This is a genomic window from Nostoc sp., assembly GCF_036917615.1.
GTDB lineage: Bacteria > Cyanobacteriota > Cyanobacteriia > Cyanobacteriales > Nostocaceae > Nostoc.
Genome location: NZ_JBALCZ010000004.1, coordinates 37,563 through 61,120, shown reverse-complemented (window position 1 = coordinate 61,120; position 23,558 = coordinate 37,563). Strand labels below are relative to the sequence as shown.

The following is a 23,558-nucleotide window of genomic DNA, read 5'->3' as shown; positions in this document are numbered from 1 at the left end:
ATTTACTTTAGAACAAGCGATGGCTCCGCCAACGCCAAGGGCGATCGCATCTGCCTGCACTAGCCCAGGCACAGGATATCAAGAACCGCCTTTGGGGTATAACACCCTCGTGGGAGAACGCAGTGCAATGGTTTCTGGTGGGCAACGACAAAAAATTGCCAGCGATCAAGCACTGATTAAGAACCCAGCAATTCTGATTTTGGATGAAGCAACTAGTGCGCTAGATATCCAGTCGGAACGCCAATTTCAACAGAATTTAACCCCGATTAATTAAGCTTGTACCACCTTCATCATGCGACTATATGCTTGTTCTAGACCGAGGTATCCTCGTTGAGTAAGGCATTGATCAATAACTCATAGCAATTGGCGGTTTTTATTACCACTTAGCCCAACTGCAACTGCATCTGTAATCTCACCTGTATAAATCTGTTAGATATTAATACATATCCAAATTGTTGCTAAATAAACTTAGCAACATTCTCTGCTAATTAGCTTTCTCTCTATTAGGGAATTTTCTAAAATTGTACAGGTTTAGCCTGCTACATCTTTTTCGTTGAAAGCATCACGTTACGGGTGTTTTGCTTAACTAAGTTGATGATAATTAAAACTATATATCTTACGACTAAGCACTAATTCTTTTTTAACACTAGGCTATCTGTTAATTCTTGGCTAATGCTTATGAAATATTCATCAGCATTTTTCAGCGATTTTATTTAGATAAACTAAAGCTGTAGTCTTTATATATCAGGACATTCAAGACTAATAGATAACATTATCTAATTGAAGATATTTAAAAAGTATTTTCAATATCTATGACTGCTCAAGTTTTTAAAGTCTCTCTACATTCCTATTTTTATAAGTTGTTTTACCTCATCGTTCATGGTAATATTTTTTAGTGACTCGACAATAATAAAGGCTTTAAATTGATATTGTGTGAGGGGTAAGACCCCTCATAAATTAGTAAAAGGGGACAAAATCAAAAGTTGCACAATAGGCAAGTACGTATAGAAATATATTCAGTAGATTTAGCTTATTAATCTGCTAACTTAGTGGATGACATTAGCGACAAAAAATAGTATAAATACGAATAGCCTTGCTAACGCTCAAAGATAAATAAATTTTCTTTACTAGCTGAAAACAATATGCAAAATTCCCGGAAAATGCTTAATTCAACAGTAGTAAGAAATACAAGCACTTGAACAGATAAAACTTATTGAATTAGGAGTTCAAAAGTTTAAGAGGACAAAATTGTATCTACCAAAAGCCACGCGAGACTTTTGTCCTACCAGTCATATACAAGACAAAAGGTAAATTTTTACTTTTAACTCCCATTGATCATATTTTCCGATCAGCGATAAAACAGCTGCAAAAAAGCTAGTGCAGTTTGTAAATCTCAATTCAAACACCAACAATCGTAGAAACTGAACTAGTTTACTTCATCCCAGATAACCAAAAACTATGATGAATCAAGACATTGCTGGCATTAGTAGTAACTTAGATAAGACAGTGAAGGCTCAACAATTTGACAAAGTAGTTGAAGCAATTCTTGCTGGAAAATATTCGTGGGCATGTGTTTTAATGCTGCGATTTGCTGGCTATAATCCTCTCCATTACATTCCATATCGCACCTACAATCGATTGCTAAAAGAAAACTCTAAAGCCAATAGGCCAAATCAACAGCAAAGTGAAAATATAAAAATGCTGAAACATGCTAATGATTCAATATCTGATAGCAATGGATCATCAAGCTGCTTAAGCAAAATCAAAGACCGAGCTTATCTTGAGGTAGTTGGAAAGCAAAAAACAGAAATTCGTGGTAGTAGCTTAGATGAAAGAATGCCACAGCAAATCAACGAGCATCAATCAAGTAAATCGCAATTAAAACCAGACAGGACTCAAGATATTTCCTTGAAACGTTGTGGATTCAATTAAAAACTATTTGGAATCAATAAATTCTGCCCTAGAGTTGATTGAGTGTCTGAAAACCTGCTATGCTAAAATGCATGGCAAGTTTTCTATAGCAGTGATAAATTTGATATTTTTTTCAAAAATCTGCCAAAATGGCAAATATACACTAATGATATTGGTAAACTAATAAAAACTACAACTTCAACCAAAATAGAGGTGATTGGCAAGTAAGTTAATTTTAAAAAATAAAATCAATGTTCAGTTCTAACTATGAAATCAATCAAACTGATTACAAAAATAGTCAGCATTTCATGAAGTAAATAACTCCTACACCAAGACCGATGACCCAACCGTTGCTACTGGTGGTTCAATTTCTGAGAAAGTCTGAGCAAAGAGAATTTGGAGCGGTAGCTTCTCCCAATCCAAACTTTCACAGCTTTCACCGACTGCAGACGGTACGAGTAATGCTTATAAAACTTTCTAGACTGTGGTTGGTGTTGCTTTAGTTAATAAAGCAAACGCTTAACATCAATACCAGGAACAGAAATAGAAAAGTTACGGTGAAATCGTTGTTGTGGCTGTTAGAACTAGTAGTTCATACGCTTCTCTTTCGACTATTGATAATCCCAGTCCTCCCAACCGGGATTATCTCTGCTTTCTAAAGTTTCAATTTATATAGCAACTACTGGAAGTTCAAAACTTAAATAACTTCCAGTTTTTTTATGTGTAAATAAAAATCAGGTGGGCAATTTGCCCACCTGATTTTTTCTGGAATACAGTTAATCTAAAAATGAATTAAACCTTGGCTAATTCTGGGGTAGGACGCTTGCTATTGCGAATTGCTGTAATAGCCTCAGCATAATCCTTAGCGTTAAATACAGCTGAACCTGCGACAACTGCATTGGCTCCCGCTTCCAAAACTTGCCAGGTATTATTTGCCTTCAGTCCTCCATCCACTTCAATCCAAGGGTCAAGATCGCGTTCATCACACATTTGACGCAGCTTGCGGATTTTGGGTAATACACCAGGGATAAAGCTTTGACCACCAAAACCAGGGTTGACGCTCATAATCAGTACTAAATCGCACAAATCTAGAACGTATTCAATTAGCTCTAGAGGGCTACCAGGATTAAGTACAACTCCAGCTTTCTTACCAAGTTCTTTAATTTGCCCCAAGGTGCGGTGCAGGTGTGGGGAAGCATTATGCTCGCAGTGTACGGTGATATGATCGGCACCCGCCTTAGCAAATCCCTCTACATACTTTTCTGGCTCCACAATCATCAAGTGGACATCTAGTGGCTTGGTCGTAATCGGACGAATCGCCTCCACAATCAGAGGACCTATCGTAATATTGGGTACAAAACGACCGTCCATTACATCAACATGAATCCAATCTGCTCCAGCCTCGTCTATGGCACGAATTTCGTCACCCAGACGACTAAAATCGGCTGATAGGATAGATGGAGCAATTACAATGGGCTTTTGAGATCGGTTTTGGGTCATGGCTAGTGGGTTTTAAGCGTCCTCGTCTGTACGCATTGTAACAAAACATTGAGCAAGACTCATAACTTTGATCCCGGCTTTTTTGGGAGATGGGGAGATGAGGGAGATCAGGAGAATAATAACTCCTAACTCCTAACTAATGACCAATGACTAATGACCAATGACTAATGACAAATGACTAAAAAACTAACCTGGATAATTTGGGGATTAAGTGCTTCTTGTCTGAGTGCGCCGGTAATTGCTTCAGCTTTAGAATCTGCTTTCGGAACTAATGGCATTGATGCTCTGAAGCTACACCAATTTCCTTATAATTTAATCGGTCGTAAGATTGCTATTGGTCAAGTGGAAATTGGCCGACCGGGAATGTTTGGGTGGGATAAGGCGGTGTCTAAAAATCGCGCCATATCTTTAGCGGCAGTATTCTTACGCGATGGCCCAGCTAAATCAAATAGCGGTGTTGATTCCCACGCCTACAATGTCGCTGGTGTGATGGTGAGTCAAAACAAAGCTTTACCGGGAGTTGCTCCGGGAGCACGACTGTATTCATCTGCGGTGGGTTCTACTAAAAACATGGGTCAGCCAGAAGAGTGCTTATCGGCCCAGCACATAGCGCTACAAAATAGTGGCGATGTCCGTGCCATTAATTTTAGCTTTGGTGAACCTCTGAGCCGCGATCCTAGACCAGAGGCTACTTTAGACGGTAATGCTTTACTAACTTTATGTGTTGACTGGTCTAGTCGCGTTCATGATGTTTTGTATGCGATCGCTGGCAACCAGGGTAAGGGGGGTATTCCCATTCCTACAGATAATTTTAACGGAGTGAACGTGGCTTTTTCATCCCGCAGAGGGGGAGTTTTTAACAAAGTAGACGTGGCTAATCTCGCGGGTGCTAACCAAGGAGTGAGTGGAAAGCTAGTTGGAAGGGAATTTGATCTTGGTGGGCGTCGCGCTATCAGTTTAGTTGCTCCTGGGAATAATATTGCTTTGCTCAATCCAGATGGCAAATTGAATAAGGTTACAGGGACAAGTTTTGCAGCACCTCAAGTTGCGGCTACTGTTGCTCTGTTGCAGGAATTTGCTGACCGACAGCTCCGGGCAAAACAACCCCACTGGAGCATCGATTCTCGGCATCATCAAGTGATGAAAGCTGTATTGCTGAATTCAGCAGACAAAATCCAAGATAGCGGTGATGGCTTACGGTTGGGAATGAGCCGGACGCTAATTGATAAACAAAATCAAAACTGGCTAGATTCAGATGCTTATAAAGATCCAAAGATTCCCTTGGATGCCCAAATGGGAGCGGGTCATTTGAACGCATTTCGCGCTTATCAGCAATTTAGTGCTGGTCAATGGCAGCCATCAGCCGCGGTGCCGGCTATTGGTTGGGATTATCGCACAGTCAATGTTGGAACATCTGTTGACTATATATTAGCAAAACCGTTAAAGCAGGGGAGTTTTGTTGCTGTTACCCTAAGTTGGGATCGATTGGTAGAACTCAACGATAAAAATAAAAACCAGCAATATGACGTGGGCGAAAATTTTCGCGATCGCGGTTTGAATAATCTCGACCTCTACTTAGTAAAAGCTGATGCTCAAAATTCAGATGCTGGTGCTGTTTGCTCCTCAATTAGTCAAATCGATAGTGTAGAACATATTTTCTGCCCGGTTGCTGCTACTCGCAATTACAAAATCCGCGTCCAGTTTCGTCAAAAGCTCAATCAAGTGAGTCAACCCTATAGTTTAGCTTGGTGGAGTGTACCTATGAATTGAAATAGGGGCGCACAACTGTCATCTGTGTGAACTTACAGCGTTTATATCATCTATTTTAAGCACAGTCCCCTGTAGGGGCGCACAGCTGTGCATTCCTACGAAAGTTCTGTATTTCGTACAACTGAGAAAGGTTATTTTATCTATAAAAACCCAACAGAAGTAGTTATTTTGTGATTACGTAGCTTACAATACGTTTATACATAAATAGGAAAATTCCTAAAAAGCAAAATTTTCATAACTCCTGTATAGCCGCCTGAATTAGGAATTAGCAATCACAAGTTGTGTTTTATTCCTCTAAGCTACTAACTTGCTGTTACAGTTTCTGTAACAGTCCCCTTTTTCTATTGGAGCAAATGCAATAGTTAATCATTGACACAGTATCTGCGTCAACCTTTAGCACAGATCGGGAATCTTTGGCAAGTGAGGTGATATAATGAACACGCAGAAATATAGTAGTATGAGAGAAAATTTCATGCAAAGACGTTATGGTGTGAGTCTAGGCAGACGTTATGCTCTGGCAGCTGCAAGTGTTGTTCTATTTAGTGTATTAGGGTATTCTCAAGTCGATAGTAATAAAAGTGCCCTTGCCCAATCTAGTTTACCTCAGCCAGAAACTCCATCGCAAAAAAAAACACTCAAGACTGATACAAAAATCCTTGAGTCTACCAATAAGTTTGGCTTCAAACTATTTTCAGAAGTTCTGAAAAGTGATAATGGTAAGAAGAATGTTTTTATCTCACCTTCGAGTGTCGCGATCGCTCTAGCTATGACCTACAATGGCGCGAGCGGCACGACTCAACTAGCGATCGCCAAAACCCTGGAATTACAAGGGATAAATCTGCAAGAAATCAACTCTTCTTACAAGGCGGCATTAAAGCAGCTTTTAGAAAATTCAGATCCCAATGTACAACTGAAGATTGCTAACTCACTTTGGGCAAATAAAAATGTTAGCTTTCGGCCAGACTTCCTCCAAAGAACGCAGGATTTCTATCAAGCTAAGGTCAGCAATTTAAATTTTCAAGATCCCGCAGCACCTAGTATTATCAATAACTGGGTAAAAGAGAATACTAATGGCAAAATCGATCAGATAATTGGAAACATTGAACCAGATCAGGTGTTGTTTCTGATAAATGCCATATATTTTAAAGGAAAATGGAGCAAAGAATTTGATAAAAATCAAACTGCTCAATACCCTTTTTACAGCACACCTGGCAAACAAAAACAACATCCGATGATGTCACAGGATGGTGACTATAGATACTATGAAAGCAAACAATTTCAGGCAGTTAGTTTACCTTATGGCAAAGATGGTAAATTCAGCTTTTATATTTTCTTGCCGAAACAGAACTCTAACCTCAAAGCCTTCTATCAAAACTTGAATGTTGAGAACTGGGAAAAATGGATGACTCAGTTCAGCCAACAAAAAGGGTTTATTCGTTTACCCCGCTTCAAAACAGATTACGACGTTACACTCAATGATGCCTTAAAAACTTTAGGCATGGAAGAGGCTTTCAGCGACAAAGCCAATTTTTCCGGCATGGGTAAAAATTTTGCTATTAGCGAAGTTAAGCATAAAACTTTTGTGGAAGTGAACGAAGAAGGCACGGAAGCGGCTGCGGTTACTTCAGTGGGTATAAGAGCAACAGCTGTGAGACTGGAACCAGAACCATTCCGAATGATTGTTGACCGTCCCTTCTTCTGTGCGATTAGGGATAATCAGACGGGAAGGGTTTTGTTTATGGGTTCGATCATTGACCCACAGTAAAAAATTCAAAATTCTTTCATTTTGAATTTTGAATTTTGAATTTAATTCTAGGGTAATGTCGCTTCCGAAATACTCAGAGTGTTTTTCGCGTCAGCTTTCGGGGACTCGTTTGCTGCAACGGGTGCAGTTATCTCCCCAGTGGCGCTGTCGTTTGTCTGGCTACCAGGACGCAAGGCACTTAAGGCGGTCTTAATTACAACAGCTGTGGGTACTGCCACAATTACACCCAACAGTCCGCCAATTCTTGCCCCTGTTAAGACTGAAATTAAAATCCAAACTGGATTTAAACCCGTAAAGCTACCTAAAATTCGGGGGGCAATTAAGTTTTCAAGAATTTGTTGTACAATCACTGCTGCTATCAAGACTCTCACACCCATTGAGAAATCTTGCAACGCTACCAATAGTGTAGTCAGGGCGATGCCTACAGAACCGCCAAAGGGGACGAGAGCCATCAGGCCAATAGTTAGGCCAAACAGCAGCCCAAATGGCACTTTCAGCCACAAAAAGGTAGGAATGAGGGCTGATGCCATGCAAGTAGATAAAATTAGCTGGGTGATGAAGAAATTTTGGAAGCTGAGGCGGACTGTTTTGGAGAAAGGATCGCGAAATTTATTAGGTAGCCATTCCACTAAACTTTGCCAGAGTTCACCCCCATGCTGTAAAAGATAGAAAGTCAAAACCATCGTCAAGAGAATATCTAGCAGACTAGTGACTGTAACTACCGCCAGATTTAGAACTTGTCCAGCGATCGCTTGTAATTGTCCCTTGACGCGATCGTTGATTTGCACAACCAGAGCATCAAGGTTAATCGGTAAGCCAAAAGTCTCAGCTTTTTCGTTTAATATCATTAACTGAGAGCGTCCAGAGTCGATCAACTCTGGCAAACGAGCCACCAGTTGTTGGGCTTGGGTAAGGGCCAGGGGAATAAGTGTAACACCCAACGCCAATAAAATTGATAAAGCTAAGAGAAATACTAGGATAGCGACTTGCTCTCGCCTCGCACCATGATGCTCCATCCAGCTCACGGGGTAGTTGAGCAGAAATGCTAGCACTGAGGCTGCAACTAAAATGACTATGAGAGAATGGAAATAATTAAAGAATACCGAAAGTGCCCAACCATTGAGAACTAGCAGCGGCAGGAATAACGCGATCGCCCCGATTCGCGCTATTGGTGTGAATTTTTGCCACCAGTCGAGTAGCTTGCGTGTCTGCATTTTGAGCTGATTGCGGGATAGAACTAAATGAAATCTTTCTTTACAGCTTATTATCTCTAACTATATGAGTCTCATTCATCCCTCTAGTTTAGGAGTTAGACTAAGCCCAATGGAAAACTTTGAACCGAAAGAGACTAGGGAGTGGGGAAGTAGTGGAGCAGGGAGCAGGGAGCAGGGAGCAGAGGGCAAAGAAGTAATTTTTAATTCTCCCCCTTGCACCCAGCAAAGAGCCTCTCTGCCTTTTCTGCCCAATCCCCAATCCCTAATCCCCAAAACACAGTTGCTTTTATATTTGATTCCGATTATCGGCTTTTTTCCCTCCTTGTGGACTCTCTATCGGGGCCAGGGTAGTCGGGAACAACTTGCTATTAGTCGTCTATCTATTACTTTGGCACTTACTTGGCTGTTAGGATATTTATTATTGGCTACCGGTGCAGCAACTTCAGATTTTTTGACGCTACGTCTATTTATCCTCAATAGCTTTCTCACATCGGGCTACTTTTTAGTAAGTGTCTGGTTGATTTTGCGTCTGATGCAGGGCAAATCTGGGCGTTTACCAGGATTTAGTACTTTAGCAGAACGAGTGCTTGGCAAGTATTTATCTTAATTTTTTAGGGTGAGATTTTACCAGTATTTTTACTTATTTCCTAAAAAATTATGGTTGATTTATCCATATATCTAGTCAAATCCAGTTTATTATTGCCATACTTCAGAAAAACATCTCTAGATTGGCCCAAAAGAAGGATAAATGCTGCTATAAGTGTTGTGGTTGACACTACATTAAAAAAGATAGCACTAATAATTAAGAGTTAGCTATTATGGGTTGATTTGTCTGCATGTTTTTAGTCTGCAAATTTACCGAATTTGATTAGTGAGTAAGTGTGAGGAAGTCTGTGACCATTCAAAGAAGTTCGGCGGAAGAAAACCAGTCGGGAAAAGCCTCAAAGTCCAGTAAGAAAATTTCCCAGAACTCGAAATCCGGACGTTGGCTGTGGTTTTGGGTAGGTATGAGTGGGATTGCGATGGTGTCAGCAACAGCAGGGGCGCTTTTGGCGGTGTCTTTGACCAGTACGCCTTTGCAACAAGCCCAGCTAAGTCCAAAGGATGAGGCGGTGTTTGATGGCGATCGCATTTCTGGAGGTGGGCTGCGATTTTCAGAATTAACTCGCCCCGTGAATATTTTGGTTATGGGAATGAGCGTACTTCCCCCGGATATCCAAAACCCTCCCCCAGAAACCAAAAACCTCAGATACCAGCCTCAGGTAAACTCCTTTGATGGTCTTTCCGATGTGATGCTCTTGCTCAAATTTGATCCAGAGACGAAAAAAATAATTATGCTCTCCATTCCCAGAGATACCCGCACAGAAATAGAGGGGTATGGGGTGAAAAAAATTAATGCTGCCAATGTTGACGGTGGGCCAGCTTTGACTGCCAGAACCGTCAGTAATCTCTTAGGGGGGGCGGGAATTGATCGCTATGTCCGAATTAACGTTTTGGGAGTTGCCAAGCTGATCGATGCTTTGGGGGGCGTAACAGTCTACGTCCCCAAAGATATGAAGTACCAGGATGATTCCCAGCATTTGTACATCAATTTGAAGGCGGGTAAGCAGCATCTCAACGGCGATAAGGCACTGGAATTGCTGCGTTTTCGCCATGACGAACTCGGTGATATTGGTCGGATTCAGCGGCAGCAAATGGTCATCCGTGCTTTGATGGATCAAACACTCAACCCAGCTACTGTTGCTCAATTACCTAAAGTTCTTGATGTAGTGAAAGACCACATCGATACCAACTTGACGGTTGAGGAGTTAGTGGCGCTAATGGGTTTTGGGGTGCGGACAAATCGCTCCAATATGCAAATGTTAATGCTGCCAGGTCGCTTTAGCGAGAAAGGCGAGTTTGATGCTAGCTACTGGTTACCCAACAAAGATGGTATTGCTAAACTGATGGCTCAACACTTTGGTTTGGAATCAGAGCAGGAACAGCAGGCGACTGCGACTGACCCACGCTCTTTGCGTGTAGCAATTCAAGATAGTACAGGAGGCGATCGCTCTAACCTCCGACCATTAATTAGAGCCTTGGAAAAATCTGGATATCGCAATATCTATGTGGCTAAGGCATGGGGTGAACCTTTAGATGTAACTCACATTGTCGCCCAAAAAGGAGATGGTGACACTGCCGAATCAATTCGCAACACTTTGGGATTTGGCGAAGTGCGTGTGGAAAGTACTGGCAACATTGGCTCGGATATCAGTATCCAAGTGGGTCAGGATTGGTTGCAACAAAAATCTCTTTTGGAGGAGTCGCTGAGTAAATAATTACTAATGACGCTCTCTAAAAGACGCGCAAGGGACGCGGACTCGCTACCGCTACACTAACGTAATTCGTAATTAATTACGAATTATGTTGACACCCTGAAATGATGAAATCGATGTTTCTAACTGAACTGTTTACACTGGTTGAAATACTGCTGGTGTCAGTGAATTTACTACCTGGCTAAGTTCTTGGAGTTTAGCTGCTACCACACCATTGGTTAATAATTCTTCTGCCTTGGCTAAACCTTTTGACATATCTGGACAAATACCACTCCGCCATAGGTAAAATCCACCATTCCACAAGGCTGTTTGCATTAGTTCGCCTGGTTTACCTGCTAAAACCTCCTGAATATCCGCCACCAGTTCTTCAGTAGTTCCAAGGGGTACGTTCTTGGTAGTAAAGCCGTAATCACGCGGTACGAGGTGCAATCGTTCTACCTCTTGGGATGCTACGGATGAAGATAAGCTGATGATCGCAGTCCGATCGCGCGGTAAGTCGCAACTACCTTCCAATCCTTTCACTAATGTAAATTTTGTTACTCCCCGCAGTTCCAGAGCTATCTGAAACATCCCTTCTGTCGGGGGATGAACAAACCCAGCAATTACGTGAGCATCCCCAGCATAAGGACACCAAATTAGCTCCATTGTCGCCAAGGGCGGACGTTTGCCGAGTTGGTCGCGGTACTCCCAAATACTTTTAGTTAAGGGAAAATGCTGAGGTTGATAAATAAAGCCGATTCCCGTTTGCTCAAACACTTGCTGGGTTTTTGCTAGTGGTAGGGTAGTCCAATCGATTCCTAAACCCTGCCAAATATCTATTAAGGGTAAACCGTACTTAGTTGGTAGGCGATCGCCACCGTGCATTACCACTGGTTGTCCAACTGCGGCGAGTAGTAAAGCTGTTACCGGACTAATTGGTGCTGTGCGTGTTCTGCCATCATAAGGTATACCAAAAGCGATCGCTGGTCGCCCAGAGACGATTGGTTGCAGTTTTGGCCCCAGTTCCTCATAGGCATCCAACATTCCCGCCAACTCTTCACCTGTGGGACGCTTGATCCGATGAGCAATCAAAAACGCTCCAATTTGGGCTGGTGTAGCTTCACCCAGCAACATCATTTTAGTAGCGGTGGCTGCTTGGGCGCGAGTTAAATTCTCCGCTGTGTGGTTACCGCTGCCTACTTTTTGCAGGAATTCCCTAAATACATTGCTCATTTGTCCTTTGTCCTTTCTGAAAATAACTAATGACCAATGACTAATAACTAATGAGACTTAAAGTAAACCAAAAAGTTTTTCCCAAAGAGCGATACCTGCGGTTCTTGCTAACTTACACTAATCAAGCTTACGTAGTAGAAAGTGCTATCTACTACTTACTGTATAATTACTTGTTATACTGCTCTGAAAGGTTTCAAAAAATGAAATTAACAAAGTAGTGCGTAGCATATGATACACTAAATTTAATCATGGTGTAATCAGGTTTTCAGCCTTTTGAGATCCATTTGCCGACACCATCACAAGACAAGCAATAAACAAGTAACATTTAGATTCAGTAGTTGCTGCATGACGCGAAAAACAAACGACACAGCCAACAAATACTTCACAGCTGCTAACGAACTCAAAGAGAAAGCTTCTCGAAATCAAGTGATCACGGCTCCATTACCAGACGCGATCGCAAAAAATATTGAAGCGATTAGTTTACTTCATACTCAGGAAGTTCGAGATATTCCCACCCACCAGCGGATACTAGAAGCGATCGCTACATTCTTTGGGCGATCGACATTTATGTATAGTTTACTACTCATACTGGCTATGTGGATTTTTGGCAGTTTTCTTGATCCCTTTTTGCCATTCGACCTGCCCTCGTTTAGCTGGTCAGGTCAAGGCTTAGACGCAGCTGCATTGGTGATTTCAACCGGAGTGCTGGTGCGACAAACTCGCCAAGAAAACTTTGCCGAACAGCGGGCGCAATTGATGCTACAGCTTAACCTGCTCTCCGAGCAAAAAATAGCCAAGATTATTGCTCTATTAGAAGAACTCCGTAACGATTTACCTGATGTGATAAATCGGCATGATTCGGAAGCTGAATTGATGCGGGAAGCTGCTGACCCGATCGCAGTATTGGAAGCACTCCAGAAAAACCTAGCTAAAGAACTGTCATCCACAGAAGAAAACAAGATGAGTTGATGCAGTTTTTTAGGAGATTTTTTTTCTATTTAGAAACATCAAACAAAACTTAAAGTATAATTTTTGTGTCAGCAATAACAATTTATCGTAATATTTGAGTAGAGGGATACAGATGGCTCAACTGAATGGTGTAATGATGCAGTACTTCCATTGGTATATCCCTCCAGATGGCAATCTTTGGAATGAGTTTAAAGAGAAAGTCAAAGAGTTAGCTGATGCAGGTGTTACATCTGTTTGGCTACCCCCAGCTTACAAAGGAATAGGGGGTAGCTCTGATGTCGGCTACGGGGTCTACGATATGTATGATTTAGGCGAGTTTGACCAGAAAGGCTCGGTTCGGACAAAGTACGGTACAAAAGACGAGTATATCTCTGCTGTCAAGGCTGCAAAAGATGCTGGTATTCGAGTGTATGCTGATGTTGTCCTCAACCACAAATTAGGTGCAGACGTAGAAGAAGAGGTGGAAGCAACGCCCTATAGTCCAGACGATCGCAACCAGGCGATCGGTGAGATGCAAAAGATTAAAGTGTGGACTCACTTTACCTTCCCAGGTCGCCAAGGCAAATACTCCGATATGGAATGGCACTGGTGGCATTTCGACGCAGTTGATTACAACGTTTACAACCAAGGTGAGAATGCAGTTTATCTGTTCAAAGATAAACACTTTGACGACAACGTTGACTTAGAAAAAGGCGCTTTCGACTATCTCATGGGATGCGATCTGGATATGGAGAGTCCAGAAGTGCGCGAGGAGTTGAATCGCTGGGGTGAATGGTTTGTAGAAACCACTAATATAGATGGTTTTCGTTTTGATGCCGTTAAACACGTTAGAGCTGGCTTTTTCCCAGAATGGCTGATTCACTGTCGCCAAAAGGCAGGTCGCGATCTGTTTGCCGTTGGTGAATATTGGTCTTATGAAGTTGAAGCGCTCCACCATTTCCTTAACATTACCGAGGGTAATGTGATGTTGTTTGATGCGCCATTGCACTATAACTTTAGCGCTGCCAGCACACAAGGCAGTGACTACGACATGCGGCAGATATTTGATAACACCTTGGTGCAACAACAACCTACTTTAGCCGTTACTTTAGTAGAGAATCATGATTCTCAACCCTTGCAGTCGTTGGAGTCTGTAGTAGAAAGCTGGTTTAAACCGTTGGCTTATGCATTGATCCTACTGCGAAGTGAGGGTTATCCCTGTATCTTCTACGCAGATTACTATGGTGCTAATTACAAGGATAAAGCCCCAGATGGGAATGAGTATGAGATTTGGCTCGATAGTCATCAATGGATAATTGATAAATTTTTACACGCTCGTCAAACCTATGCGTATGGCGACCAATACGATTACTTCGACCACCCTAATACAATCGGCTGGACACGCTTAGGAGATGAAGAGCATCCTGGCGGTATGGCGGTTGTTTTGAGTAATGGGGGAGAGGGGACTAAGTGGATGGAAGTTGGGCAACCCAACAGCACTTACATTGATATCACTGAACATATCAGCGAACCCGTCACAACGAATGATGAGGGCTGGGCTGATTTTGGATGCAGTGCTGGTTCAGTTTCTGTGTGGGTTTCACAGTCGTAGTCAGGGTTTTATTACCATTCATCCAGAAAGTTACGCACTTAAGAAACTTTGTCAAAAAGAAAACTTAGGCAGTACTTTCTGAATAAGCCACAACCCTTTTGTTCCGTTACAAAGCAATTGGGCATTGCCTAAAATGAGCCAATTTAGGCAATGAATAACTCTCTCAAAGAAACAGACCACTAGCAGCGATGGCGTACCTGTCCGCTTTATAGCGATCGCTCTTCTCTTAAAAACTTTTTGGTTCACTGACTTAACAAGCCGATCGCTGTTGGTCAATTTGCAGTGGGATATTTTCGCGCACGAGTTGCCAAAAGTGCTTGATCGGGGGAATTTGGAGTCGGTCTTGAGTTGTGACCATTACTACCCGCCGAGTCAAACTGGAACCATCTGCTAAACCACTAGTACTATTGCTGGCTAAAGAACGAATCGCCAGAGTAGGGTCTTGACGTGCTTCCACTAATGCTGATTGAGGTAGCAAAGCTATCAGTTCTCCTTGGCGCACAACTCCCCGGAAGGCATCTAGGGTATTTACCTCTAAAGCCGCCTGGAGTGTAGCTTCCATTCGCTCAAATCTATCTTGTATTAAGCGCTGCATCCCATAACCATCTTTAAAAACCACTTGAGGATAACGAATTAGCTGCGACCAAGGGACGCATTCATATTGGGTTAGTGGATGATTGGCTGCGGTTAGAACTTCTATAGGTTCATCATAAAGTACTTCTACCACCATTTCTCTACCAGTGGTTAAAAAGCGATTATTCATCACAATTGCTAAATCCACCAATCCATCTTTGAGGACTTTGAGGGCGCGATCGCTTCCCAATGAAGTTACCCGCAATTGCACATCTGGATAATCATGACAAAATTTTTGCAAGACTGGTGGCAGATAAGATCCGCACAGGGAGTGAATCGCGGCAATGCAAAGTTCTGGCTGCTTTCCGGCGATTAAATCAGCTAATTCTTCTGTAGCTGTCAGCCATTCTTGGCAAATTTTGCGGACACGGGGTAGTAAACATTCACCTCCGAGTGTCAATTTTCCATGACTTGTTCTGTGAAACAGTTCTACACCCAAATCTGCTTCCAATGCCTGGATTTGGCGACTAATCGTCGATTGGGTTACACCACATGTTCGCGCTGCTTGTTGAAAGCTGCCGGTTTGGGCGATCGCTAGAAAGGCTTGCAACTGCTCTAGGCGCATTTTTATGTAGCCTGAATTACATTTATCGGTTTCATTAAGTTAACGGATTTTTAACCAAAGTTTGGTAGGGTTTGTTACAGGTCTTTTCCTGAGATTTACATTTGTGTAAATCAGGTTTTACCACCTTTATCGTCAATTACCCGCTTTGCATGGATTTTTTCGGAAAATATCGCCAAAAAAGAATTGACTATTTTCTGCTGAAATATATAAATTTTTAGATAAGATTTTTAATTCATCACATTATGCGCCGGATTATGAGGTTTGAGCAACACAAGTTTTTGTGCAACTTGCGGATAGGGCTGCGATGCCTACGGCGGTCACTGAGCGCAGCCGTTCGCGCAGCGTCTCGTAGAGAAGTGCGGGCTACATCTACGCGTCATATTTGCATTTACTAATTACGAATATGGCTTTGAACCGTTGCGAACCCGTTCAATAAATTCAGGATAATTTTCCAAGTCATCAGGAGACTGTAACGGCGCCATTTCAACCCAGTTAGCTTCTGCGTGTAGCTTATCAACATAGGCATAAAATGCTTCTTGATCATCCCGATACGCTAAAATGTAGGCTTGCAAATCTTTCTGACTCATTGCTTGAAAGTTAGGTTTGCTCATTGCACGTACCTCCATCTGCCATTGGGATATATCTCAATAATATTCTCCTCGCCTGCCAAGAAGAACACATTCCCTGTTCGTTCGTCTACACGAACCACTTGGGTAATAATGGTTCAATAATTGACCATTCTTCATCCGTTAAACTGCTTGAATACATAAGCACATAAGAATACTGTTATTTGAACAGTCTACAAGATACCAAATGGGTTCTATATATGTTAATTAATGCGAAAGGTAAATAATGGTCTGGGAAATTACTGCTGAAGAATTGTTGGAGCGGTATGCTGATGGGGAACGTAACTTCGCTGGAATTGAGTTGATTCAATCCGAGGGTGTTCCTCTCGATAGTTCGATTGACCTCGAAGGGGCTATTTTGAGAGATATCAACTTGCGTGGAGCCTATTTGAGACAAGCCGATCTGTGTGGAGCCGATCTGTGTGGAGCCGATTTGTTTGGTGCTTACTTGGAAAGGGCTTGGTTGGATCGTGCCATCGTAAGGGATGCTAATTTGTTTTCCGCTAACTTGAGTTGGTGCAATTTGACTGAAGCCGACTTGAGGGGAACCGACTTGAATCATATGAACGCTAGTCATGCTATCTTTTGTCGAGCTAAACTTACTCCTTTTGAATATGCCATTTTGATTGAGGCTGATTTCCGAGGAGCGACTCCAGCCCTCCACGACTTGATCTGTCGTGGTATGAATTTTATTTATAAAACTATTATGTTCGATGGTACTGTTGAACGAGGACCCTACTTCGGACAGTGGAAATCCATCAGCAAGTAAAGTAGGAGGCTCAATAGATTTGAGCATTGCTTTGATTCCCTCAACAGTTCGCCCTTCTATTTTTTCCTGAATTTCTGTCGGAATATTAGAAAAGAAATCATATCCAGTTAGACTTTCGATCTGGTCTACATTAAATAATCCATACTCTTTTTGAGTGGCAAGAAGGGAAAAATTTATGTCCCAATCATTATTTGGATCTTGACCAACCATTAAAGGATTACCATTATCATCAAAAAATTTATCATCTGAGCCATAAAATTACCAAAATCAAGTTCAGATTGCCCTGTGCTGCTAACAGCTTGTACAGCCCAATTATAATTTTGACCAGCCGTTAACGTGGTACTATCCGGTAACGTAAAACGAGTATTGTTATTTTCCGAGGCAGAAACTATAGATGTAAATGTCGCCCAAGTTGACCGAATAACTTTTTTGATGCCAGCTTAATCTTATCGCTGTCAAAAGACTAAAATAAGTGGATCATAAAGAACTATTTAGTTACTTAATACTGAACGCACACAGGTAGCGCATACTCTTTGAAAAAATTTACCACTCAGCCAAAGCGATCGCTATTCCTTGTTGCAAATCTGGTGTAACTGTGGTGTTATTTGCTAACTGCTGCAATTTTTGATGTGCGGCTGACCCATCCAGATTTTTCAGTGCAGCGATCGCATGTAGTCTCACCGATGCATTAGAATCGGCTAGCAGCGAAATCAATGGTTCAATTGCTTGCATTTCGCCTAACTGTCCTAAAGAGAAAGCAATCGCACTTTTGATGCTGGCAATCTCTGTGGCTGGATGTTGCGATCGCAGTATTTGCAGTAAAATTTCTGCTGCTGGTGTATTTAACTGCGGTTTTTGGACTCGTCCCAAAACTGTGACAATTTCTTGCCAAAGTGTCTCGGATGTGATTTGGTTAAATGCTGTTTGTAAATGTTCCAAACTGGATGGCGTCCCCACCCAACTTAAAGCGCGAATGGTTTCTAATTGCAGCATTATCGGTGTATAAGGTGAAATCACCAAATCAAATAAGTATTTGGCAGCGTCATCACAACCCATCCGAGAAAGGGAAACTGCGGCTGCATAACAAACCTCAAGGTTAAAGTCGTAAAGCTTGGGTTGCAGTCTGGTTACTAAATCTAATGCTTGGTGTAAATCGGGGCGAAAACCTAAACCAAGCACTGCTGCACGCCTGACTGTGGCAGCTACATCATCCAAAGCGTTTAACAATACTGGCGGTACACGTTCGTCATGAAAACTGCTGAGGGCTTCAATTGCGGCGGCGCGGATTGCTGGTTGTGGATCTTTTACTACACTCAATAGCGGTGTAATGGTTTCTGGTTGCCGAATACAAAAAAGCGATCGCACGGCCAAAAGCCGTGTATCTTCATCTAATAGAAGTTCACAGAGGGCAGCGATCGCAACAGTACCCATTTGCCCCAGTGCTGTAGCTGCGATCGCTTTGAGTTCTTCATCCTCATCAGTTTTCAACAATTCAACCATTGACGCGATCGCTTTTGGGTGCTGGAATTCGCCCAAAGTCCGTGCTGCATACCAGCGCAATTCTGACTCTGCCTCTTCATCTTCTAATATGTCAATCAGTGGTGGGATGGCAATATTTCCCAAGTGAGTCAACACCTTGGTCATTTCCCAGCGTTGTTGAAAATCCCCTATTTCTAAGATTGAAAGTGCTAATCTCAGCAGATATTCTCGATTTTTAACTATTTCTGGATGTTCAGAGTCTATCCCTAAAATTAATTGTTGCAAATATTGAATTAACGATGACCAATTAGCTGCATCATATGCTGCCTGGGCTTGCACCAAAAGCTGGTTGATGTTACTCACAATACCCTGCTTTAATTATCAATCTTTTGCCTCCTGCCTCCACTAGGTTGGTTTGACTACAACTGAATTACCCTGAATCTTGGCGGCATAAGTTTTCAGGGGGTTTGTCGCTGGGCCTTTTTGCACTTTACCATCAACCCCAAATTCTGAACCATGACAAGGACAGGCGAATTTTTTCGCTTTAGCTTGCCATCCTACGGTGCAACCTGCGTGAGTACAAGTAGGGTCAACAGCAGTGATTTCGCCTTTAGATGTACCGATTACCAACACAGGCCCGACGGGTGAATTTTTCGCCAGCAATTGACCTGTTTTATCTAATTCTGCGGAAGTGCCCACTGTTTGCCAATCCCCGGATGCTGGTGTAGCCGTCTGGGAAGAACAGGCTGCGATCGCTACAGGTAGAGAACTCGCTATCCAACCCAAACCTACCCAATTAATAAAATCACGACGTTTCATAGCTGCTGAAATAATATCTAAGTTTTAGTATAGCGATCGCTCTTAACTCTACCATTTTCCTTATTCTGGCGACACCAAAAACTGGTAAAGTTGTTAAAATTCTCCAACAGAAGATGTCTGTATTGAATGGGAACGTACTTAATAGCCTTGAGCCTATCTCTTTTGCTCAAGATGGATTGCTGCTGAAGATAGAGCAATTGGAAAGCAGGGTAAGGGAATTAGAGGAATTTCAACACAATTACGAAGTTTACCAGATGGAACCGCGAGACCGTGGTGAGTAGGTCAGGTGTGACGAAATAGAGATTATGTCTACTTTTTGCGCTTCTTCTTGGAAAGATTTGTCAAATCCAGATTGAGAAAATCTTTCATATCTTCCGGTAATATCCGCATTAAAAAATAACTAGCTAGCCCAACCCCAGCAATTACAAAGCAAGGCAAGAAAGCATAAAAAATTAAGGATAAAGTAAGAGCATCCATACTAGTGATTTTGTCGGTCACTCTTAAGATGCGAAAAATCCCCTGATTTTACATCGGGGAATTTTCGGATTACAACTAAATACACTTTTGTCTAGAGTGAATGGAGATGCTTGTTTGTAGAGACTGATCCGCGGATGAATTCATACAGGACTAAACCTAATTCACCATTCGCCACTATTACCTAAAACTTGTACATCAAGTGTTTGATTCTGGTGAAGACCGATGGACGATTACTGCTGCACTCTACTAACAATTAAGCTCCACAGGTGAAGGTGAGTTTGCAGATAAACTGCTGTCTGCAATGCGCTATAGTTTGGTGGACATCTTGAAGAACATGCGGAGATTTTATCATGACGGCTGCCACCACGCCCCAGGTTCCTGTTAAAGCCTCAATCCATCCGGCAGAACCCTGCGTGATCGTTATCTTTGGAGCAGCGGGAGATTTAACCAAGCGTCTGCTGCTTCCCGCCCTCTATAACCTCAAACAAAGCAATTTGCTGCCGCCGGAATTTGCGATCGTTGGAGTCGCACACAGTCCAATGAGCCAGGATGATTTTCGCAGCAAACTCGCCCAAGACATTCATGAGTTCGCAACGGTTCCCGTAGACGATCAGCTTTGGCAACCGCTTGAGCAGCGACTCTACTATCTTGCTGGTGAGTTTCAAGAAGCTGACACTTACCATCAGTTGCAAGACTTACTGACTCAAGTTGATCAAGACTGTGGCACTCAGGGAAACTATTTGTTCTATCTGGCAACTGCCTCTAACTTCTTTTGCGACATCATTACGCAGCTGGGCGCGGCAGGATTGGTGCGCGAAGACAACAATCAATGGCGGCGAGTCATCATCGAAAAACCATTTGGGCATGACTTGGACTCGGCTCGTGCCCTGAACAAATCCATTGGTGCTGTCCTTGAAGAAAAACAGATATACCGCATTGATCACTATCTGGGCAAAGAGACTGTACAAAATATTCTGGTGTTTCGGTTTGGTAATGGCTTGTTTGAACCGATTTGGAATCGTGAACATATTGATCACGTACAGATTACCGTAGCCGAAACGGTTGGAGTCGAAGGCAGAGGCAACTTCTATGAAGGCACAGGCGCATTACGGGACATGGTGCAAAACCATCTTTTTCAACTGCTGGCAATGACGGCGATGGAACCGCCGATCTCGTTTTCAGCCGATGAGGTGCGTGATGAAAAGTCAAAACTATTGAAGTCCATCATTCCGCTGACTGCTGAAACTGTGCAAACTCATACCGTCAGGGGACAGTATAGTGCGGGAATGGTGAAAGATACTCAAGTGCCTGCTTATCGCTCAGAGCCACGAGTTGCCTCAGACTCTACCACTGAAACTTATGCTGCCTTAAAGCTGAACATCGACAACTGGCGCTGGGCAGGGGTGCCGTTTTATCTCCGAACCGGCAAGCGTCTGGCTCAACGCGTGACTGAAATTGTAATTCAGTTTAAGCAAGTACCCTCACTATTGTTTCGCCAAACGTCGATTGAGCGCCTCACGCCCAATTTCTTAACCATCCGTATTCAACCAGAGGAAGGAATTCACCTCCAATTTGGTGCAAAGGTGCCAGGTCCCGCCATGAAAATGGATGCGGTGGAAATGGAGTTTTGCTACACTGACTACTTTGGCACGATCCCGAGTACCGGCTATGAAACCTTGCTGTACGATTGCATGATCGGTGATGCGACTTTGTTTCAGCGCTCAGACAACGTAGAACTGGGCTGGAGCGTCGTCAGCCCCATTCTGGAGGCTTGGGCAAGCACTTCACCTGAAAACTTTCCCAACTACACAGCAGGCTCATGGGGACCAGTGGCAGCAAATGATTTGTTGGTGCGCGATGGTCGGCAGTGGCTCCCAGATTGACCGATGATTCTTGCCGGAGATATTGGTGGCATCCATACTTGCTTGGCTTTCTTTGAAGTGCAAGGGATGTCCCATTGATTCTCTTATTTACCCTGGCTTATTGATGACTTTGATGCAAAAAATGCATAGTTTTCATCCATATTCATCAATTTTACTAATAAATAGTAACAATTTATACGATTTTAACATAAATCTCCCTTTAACTTATGAGTATCGAAATTGTTACATAAACAGTATCTAAACCTGCTTGACAAATCCCCAATATGTAAATAACGACAAGTTTTCCTTAAGTAATCACAGATTTGGAGTTTCGCTTTGGAATGCTCTTAAGTAAAAATAATCAGCCGTAAGCAAATATTAAGTTTTTATTACCTAACCCTCGTAGATACAACACCTGATGTAACTCCGGGTTGATTGATGTTGGGCAATTACCCCTACAAATTCTCACCATATTTAGTAACTTGCAACCATTAGCCTGATGACAGACACAGCAACTACTACCAGCCTCAATAAGTTCGAGAAATTCAAAGCAGAAAAAGATGGACTCGCCATCAAGAGTGAGATAGAGAAATTTGCTGCCCTCGGCTGGGAAGCAATGAACGAAACAGATCGCGATCATCGACTCAAATGGGTGGGTGTGTTTTTTCGCCCAGTCACCCCAGGCAAATTTATGATGCGGTTGCGGATGCCTAACGGTATTCTTACCAGCGGTCAGATGCGTGTTTTAGCCCAAGTGGTGCAGCGTTACGGAGATGATGGCAACGCTGATATTACTACCAGACAGAATATTCAATTACGGGGGATCAGAATTGAAGATTTACCAGATATCTTTAATAGATTTGACACAGTTGGTTTAACTAGCGTTCAGTCAGGAATGGATAACGTCCGCAATATTACAGGTGATCCCGTGGCGGGATTGGATGCAGATGAGTTGTACGACACACGAGAGTTGATACAGCAAATTCAAGATATGCTCACCAACAAAGGAGAAGGGAACCCAGAGTTTAGCAACCTACCACGGAAGTTTAACATTGCGATCGCAGGTGGAAGAGACAATTCAGTTCACGCTGAAATCAACGATTTAGCTTTTGTTCCAGCATTTAAGGAGAGGACAGGGGACAGGGGACAGGGGATAGGCCAAGAATTTTCCCAATCACCAATATTTGGCTTCAATATCCTTGTGGGTGGTTTTTTCTCAGCTAAACGTTGTGAAGCGGCAATTCCTCTGAATGCTTGGGTAGCTCCAGAAAATGTGGTAGCGGTATGTAGAGCGGTTTTGGAAGTCTTTCGTGACCACGGGCCGCGTGCTAATCGGCAAAAATCGCGCTTGATGTGGCTAATTGATCAATGGGGTTTAGAAAAGTTTCGAGCAGAAGTCGAAAACCGTTTGGGTAAATCATTATTACCCGCAGCTGCAAAAGACGAAATCGACTGGGAAAAACGCGACCACATTGGTGTATACAAACAAAAAGAACCGGGATTAAATTACGTAGGCTTGCACATTCCTGTCGGGCGACTGTATGCTGAAGATATGTTTGAAATCGCCCGTCTAGCAGAAGTTTACGGCAGTGGTGAAATCCGCTTCACAGTTGAACAAAACATCGTTATCCCCAATATTGCTGAATCGCGCTTAGAATCATTTTTAACAGAGCCTTTGCTAGAAAGGTTTTCCATTGAGCCAGGTTTGTTGACGCGATCGCTAGTATCTTGTACAGGCGCACAATTTTGCAACTTTGCTCTCATCGAAACCAAAAACCGCGCCCTGGCAATGATTAAAGCCTTAGAAGAAGACTTAACCTTCACCAAACCAGTGCGAATTCACTGGACAGGTTGCCCTAACTCCTGTGGACAGCCCCAAGTTGCAGACATCGGTTTGATGGGAACTAAGACTCGCAAAAATGGCAAAACTTTGGAAGCCGTTGACATATATATGGGCGGCAAAGTTGGCAAAGATGCCCATTTGGGAACTTGCGTCATCAAAAGCATACCTTGCGAAGACTTGCAGCCAGTATTGCAAGATTTACTAATCAACAACTTTGGGGCCAAACCCAGGTGAGAAG

The 23,558-nt window shown here is 42.7% G+C and carries 20 protein-coding genes; 12 read left to right on the top strand and 8 right to left on the bottom strand.

Annotation, left to right across the window (positions count from 1 at the left end; all coding sequences use genetic code 11):
- Nucleotides 1-19: 19 nt before the first annotated feature.
- Nucleotides 20-274, top strand: coding sequence for an ATP-binding cassette domain-containing protein (locus V7K85_RS00415; protein WP_334810690.1), 255 nt, complete (start codon nucleotides 20-22; stop codon nucleotides 272-274).
- A gap of 1,187 nt (nucleotides 275-1,461) precedes the next feature.
- A complete protein-coding gene (locus tag V7K85_RS00410) occupies nucleotides 1,462-1,932 on the top strand; it encodes a HetP family heterocyst commitment protein (protein WP_334810706.1) in 471 nt (156 codons plus the stop codon).
- Nucleotides 1,933-2,703: 771 nt separating this feature from the next.
- Here V7K85_RS00410 and rpe read toward each other — a convergent pair.
- Nucleotides 2,704-3,411 (bottom strand): ribulose-phosphate 3-epimerase, encoded by a 708-nt coding sequence (rpe, locus tag V7K85_RS00405; RefSeq protein ID WP_334810689.1) that lies wholly within the window; start codon nucleotides 3,409-3,411, stop codon nucleotides 2,704-2,706.
- A gap of 174 nt (nucleotides 3,412-3,585) precedes the next feature.
- Between rpe and V7K85_RS00400 the strand changes: the two genes are divergently transcribed.
- Complete coding sequence (locus V7K85_RS00400; protein ID WP_334810688.1) at nucleotides 3,586-5,181, top strand: S8 family serine peptidase; 1,596 nt, start codon at nucleotides 3,586-3,588, stop codon at nucleotides 5,179-5,181.
- Between the two features lie 433 nt (nucleotides 5,182-5,614).
- Entirely contained in the window at nucleotides 5,615-6,946 is a 1,332-nt protein-coding gene (locus V7K85_RS00395; protein ID WP_334810687.1) for a serpin family protein, read from the top strand.
- A 47-nt stretch (nucleotides 6,947-6,993) separates the two neighbouring features.
- On the opposite strand, the gene V7K85_RS00390 is transcribed toward V7K85_RS00395, so the two are convergent.
- A complete protein-coding gene (locus tag V7K85_RS00390; RefSeq protein WP_334810686.1) occupies nucleotides 6,994-8,160 on the bottom strand; it encodes an AI-2E family transporter in 1,167 nt (388 codons plus the stop codon).
- Between the two features lie 109 nt (nucleotides 8,161-8,269).
- On the opposite strand from V7K85_RS00390, the gene V7K85_RS00385 reads away from it, so the two are divergent.
- Nucleotides 8,270-8,767 carry a hypothetical protein gene (locus V7K85_RS00385; protein WP_334810685.1) on the top strand — a complete coding sequence of 166 codons (498 nt, stop codon included), beginning with the start codon at nucleotides 8,270-8,272 and terminating at the stop codon, nucleotides 8,765-8,767.
- A gap of 286 nt (nucleotides 8,768-9,053) precedes the next feature.
- Nucleotides 9,054-10,478: an LCP family protein gene (locus V7K85_RS00380; protein WP_334810684.1), complete on the top strand. Its 1,425-nt coding sequence runs from the start codon at nucleotides 9,054-9,056 to the stop codon at nucleotides 10,476-10,478.
- A gap of 132 nt (nucleotides 10,479-10,610) precedes the next feature.
- On the opposite strand, the gene V7K85_RS00375 is transcribed toward V7K85_RS00380, so the two are convergent.
- Complete coding sequence (locus tag V7K85_RS00375; RefSeq protein ID WP_334810683.1) at nucleotides 10,611-11,687, bottom strand: anthranilate phosphoribosyltransferase family protein; 1,077 nt, start codon at nucleotides 11,685-11,687, stop codon at nucleotides 10,611-10,613.
- 345 nt (nucleotides 11,688-12,032) lie between these two features.
- On the opposite strand from V7K85_RS00375, the gene V7K85_RS00370 reads away from it, so the two are divergent.
- Both V7K85_RS00370 and V7K85_RS00365 read left to right on the top strand, forming a co-directional pair.
- Nucleotides 12,033-12,656, top strand: coding sequence for a DUF1003 domain-containing protein (locus V7K85_RS00370; RefSeq protein WP_334810682.1), 624 nt, complete (start codon nucleotides 12,033-12,035; stop codon nucleotides 12,654-12,656).
- Nucleotides 12,657-12,768: 112 nt separating this feature from the next.
- Nucleotides 12,769-14,247: an alpha-amylase gene (locus V7K85_RS00365; protein ID WP_334810681.1), complete on the top strand. Its 1,479-nt coding sequence runs from the start codon at nucleotides 12,769-12,771 to the stop codon at nucleotides 14,245-14,247.
- A 250-nt stretch (nucleotides 14,248-14,497) separates the two neighbouring features.
- Here the strand turns inward: V7K85_RS00365 and V7K85_RS00360 are convergent, their stop codons facing one another.
- The 3 genes from V7K85_RS00360 to V7K85_RS36320 form a co-directional block, all read right to left on the bottom strand.
- The gene (locus V7K85_RS00360) at nucleotides 14,498-15,445 is read right to left on the bottom strand and encodes a LysR family transcriptional regulator (protein WP_334810680.1); all 948 of its coding nucleotides are present in this window, start codon (nucleotides 15,443-15,445) and stop codon (nucleotides 14,498-14,500) included.
- Nucleotides 15,446-15,840: 395 nt separating this feature from the next.
- Nucleotides 15,841-16,056: a DUF6887 family protein gene (locus tag V7K85_RS00355; protein WP_334810679.1), complete on the bottom strand. Its 216-nt coding sequence runs from the start codon at nucleotides 16,054-16,056 to the stop codon at nucleotides 15,841-15,843.
- Nucleotides 16,053-16,154, bottom strand: coding sequence for a DUF6888 family protein (locus tag V7K85_RS36320; protein ID WP_442940527.1), 102 nt, complete (start codon nucleotides 16,152-16,154; stop codon nucleotides 16,053-16,055). The genes V7K85_RS00355 and V7K85_RS36320 overlap by 4 nt, the downstream gene beginning before the upstream one ends.
- A 143-nt stretch (nucleotides 16,155-16,297) precedes the next feature.
- Between V7K85_RS36320 and V7K85_RS00350 the strand changes: the two genes are divergently transcribed.
- The gene (locus V7K85_RS00350) at nucleotides 16,298-16,840 is read left to right on the top strand and encodes a pentapeptide repeat-containing protein (protein ID WP_334810678.1); all 543 of its coding nucleotides are present in this window, start codon (nucleotides 16,298-16,300) and stop codon (nucleotides 16,838-16,840) included.
- Between the two features lie 543 nt (nucleotides 16,841-17,383).
- Here V7K85_RS00350 and V7K85_RS00345 read toward each other — a convergent pair.
- Both V7K85_RS00345 and V7K85_RS00340 read right to left on the bottom strand, forming a co-directional pair.
- On the bottom strand, nucleotides 17,384-18,685 hold the full coding sequence (locus tag V7K85_RS00345) for a HEAT repeat domain-containing protein (RefSeq protein ID WP_334810705.1): 1,302 nt from the start codon (nucleotides 18,683-18,685) through the stop codon (nucleotides 17,384-17,386).
- Between the two features lie 39 nt (nucleotides 18,686-18,724).
- A complete protein-coding gene (locus V7K85_RS00340; protein ID WP_334810677.1) occupies nucleotides 18,725-19,138 on the bottom strand; it encodes a QcrA and Rieske domain-containing protein in 414 nt (137 codons plus the stop codon).
- A gap of 113 nt (nucleotides 19,139-19,251) precedes the next feature.
- Here V7K85_RS00340 and V7K85_RS00335 point away from each other — a divergent pair, with 113 nt between their 5' ends.
- The 3 genes from V7K85_RS00335 (at nucleotide 19,252) to V7K85_RS00325 (ending at nucleotide 23,554) form a co-directional block, all read left to right on the top strand.
- Nucleotides 19,252-19,419, top strand: a complete 168-nt coding sequence (locus V7K85_RS00335) for a hypothetical protein (RefSeq protein WP_334810676.1) — start codon at nucleotides 19,252-19,254, stop codon at nucleotides 19,417-19,419.
- Between the two features lie 546 nt (nucleotides 19,420-19,965).
- On the top strand, nucleotides 19,966-21,498 hold the full coding sequence (gene zwf, locus V7K85_RS00330; RefSeq protein WP_334810675.1) for a glucose-6-phosphate dehydrogenase: 1,533 nt from the start codon (nucleotides 19,966-19,968) through the stop codon (nucleotides 21,496-21,498).
- Between the two features lie 478 nt (nucleotides 21,499-21,976).
- Nucleotides 21,977-23,554, top strand: coding sequence for a ferredoxin--nitrite reductase (locus V7K85_RS00325; protein WP_334810673.1), 1,578 nt, complete (start codon nucleotides 21,977-21,979; stop codon nucleotides 23,552-23,554).
- Nucleotides 23,555-23,558: the final 4 nt, after the last annotated feature.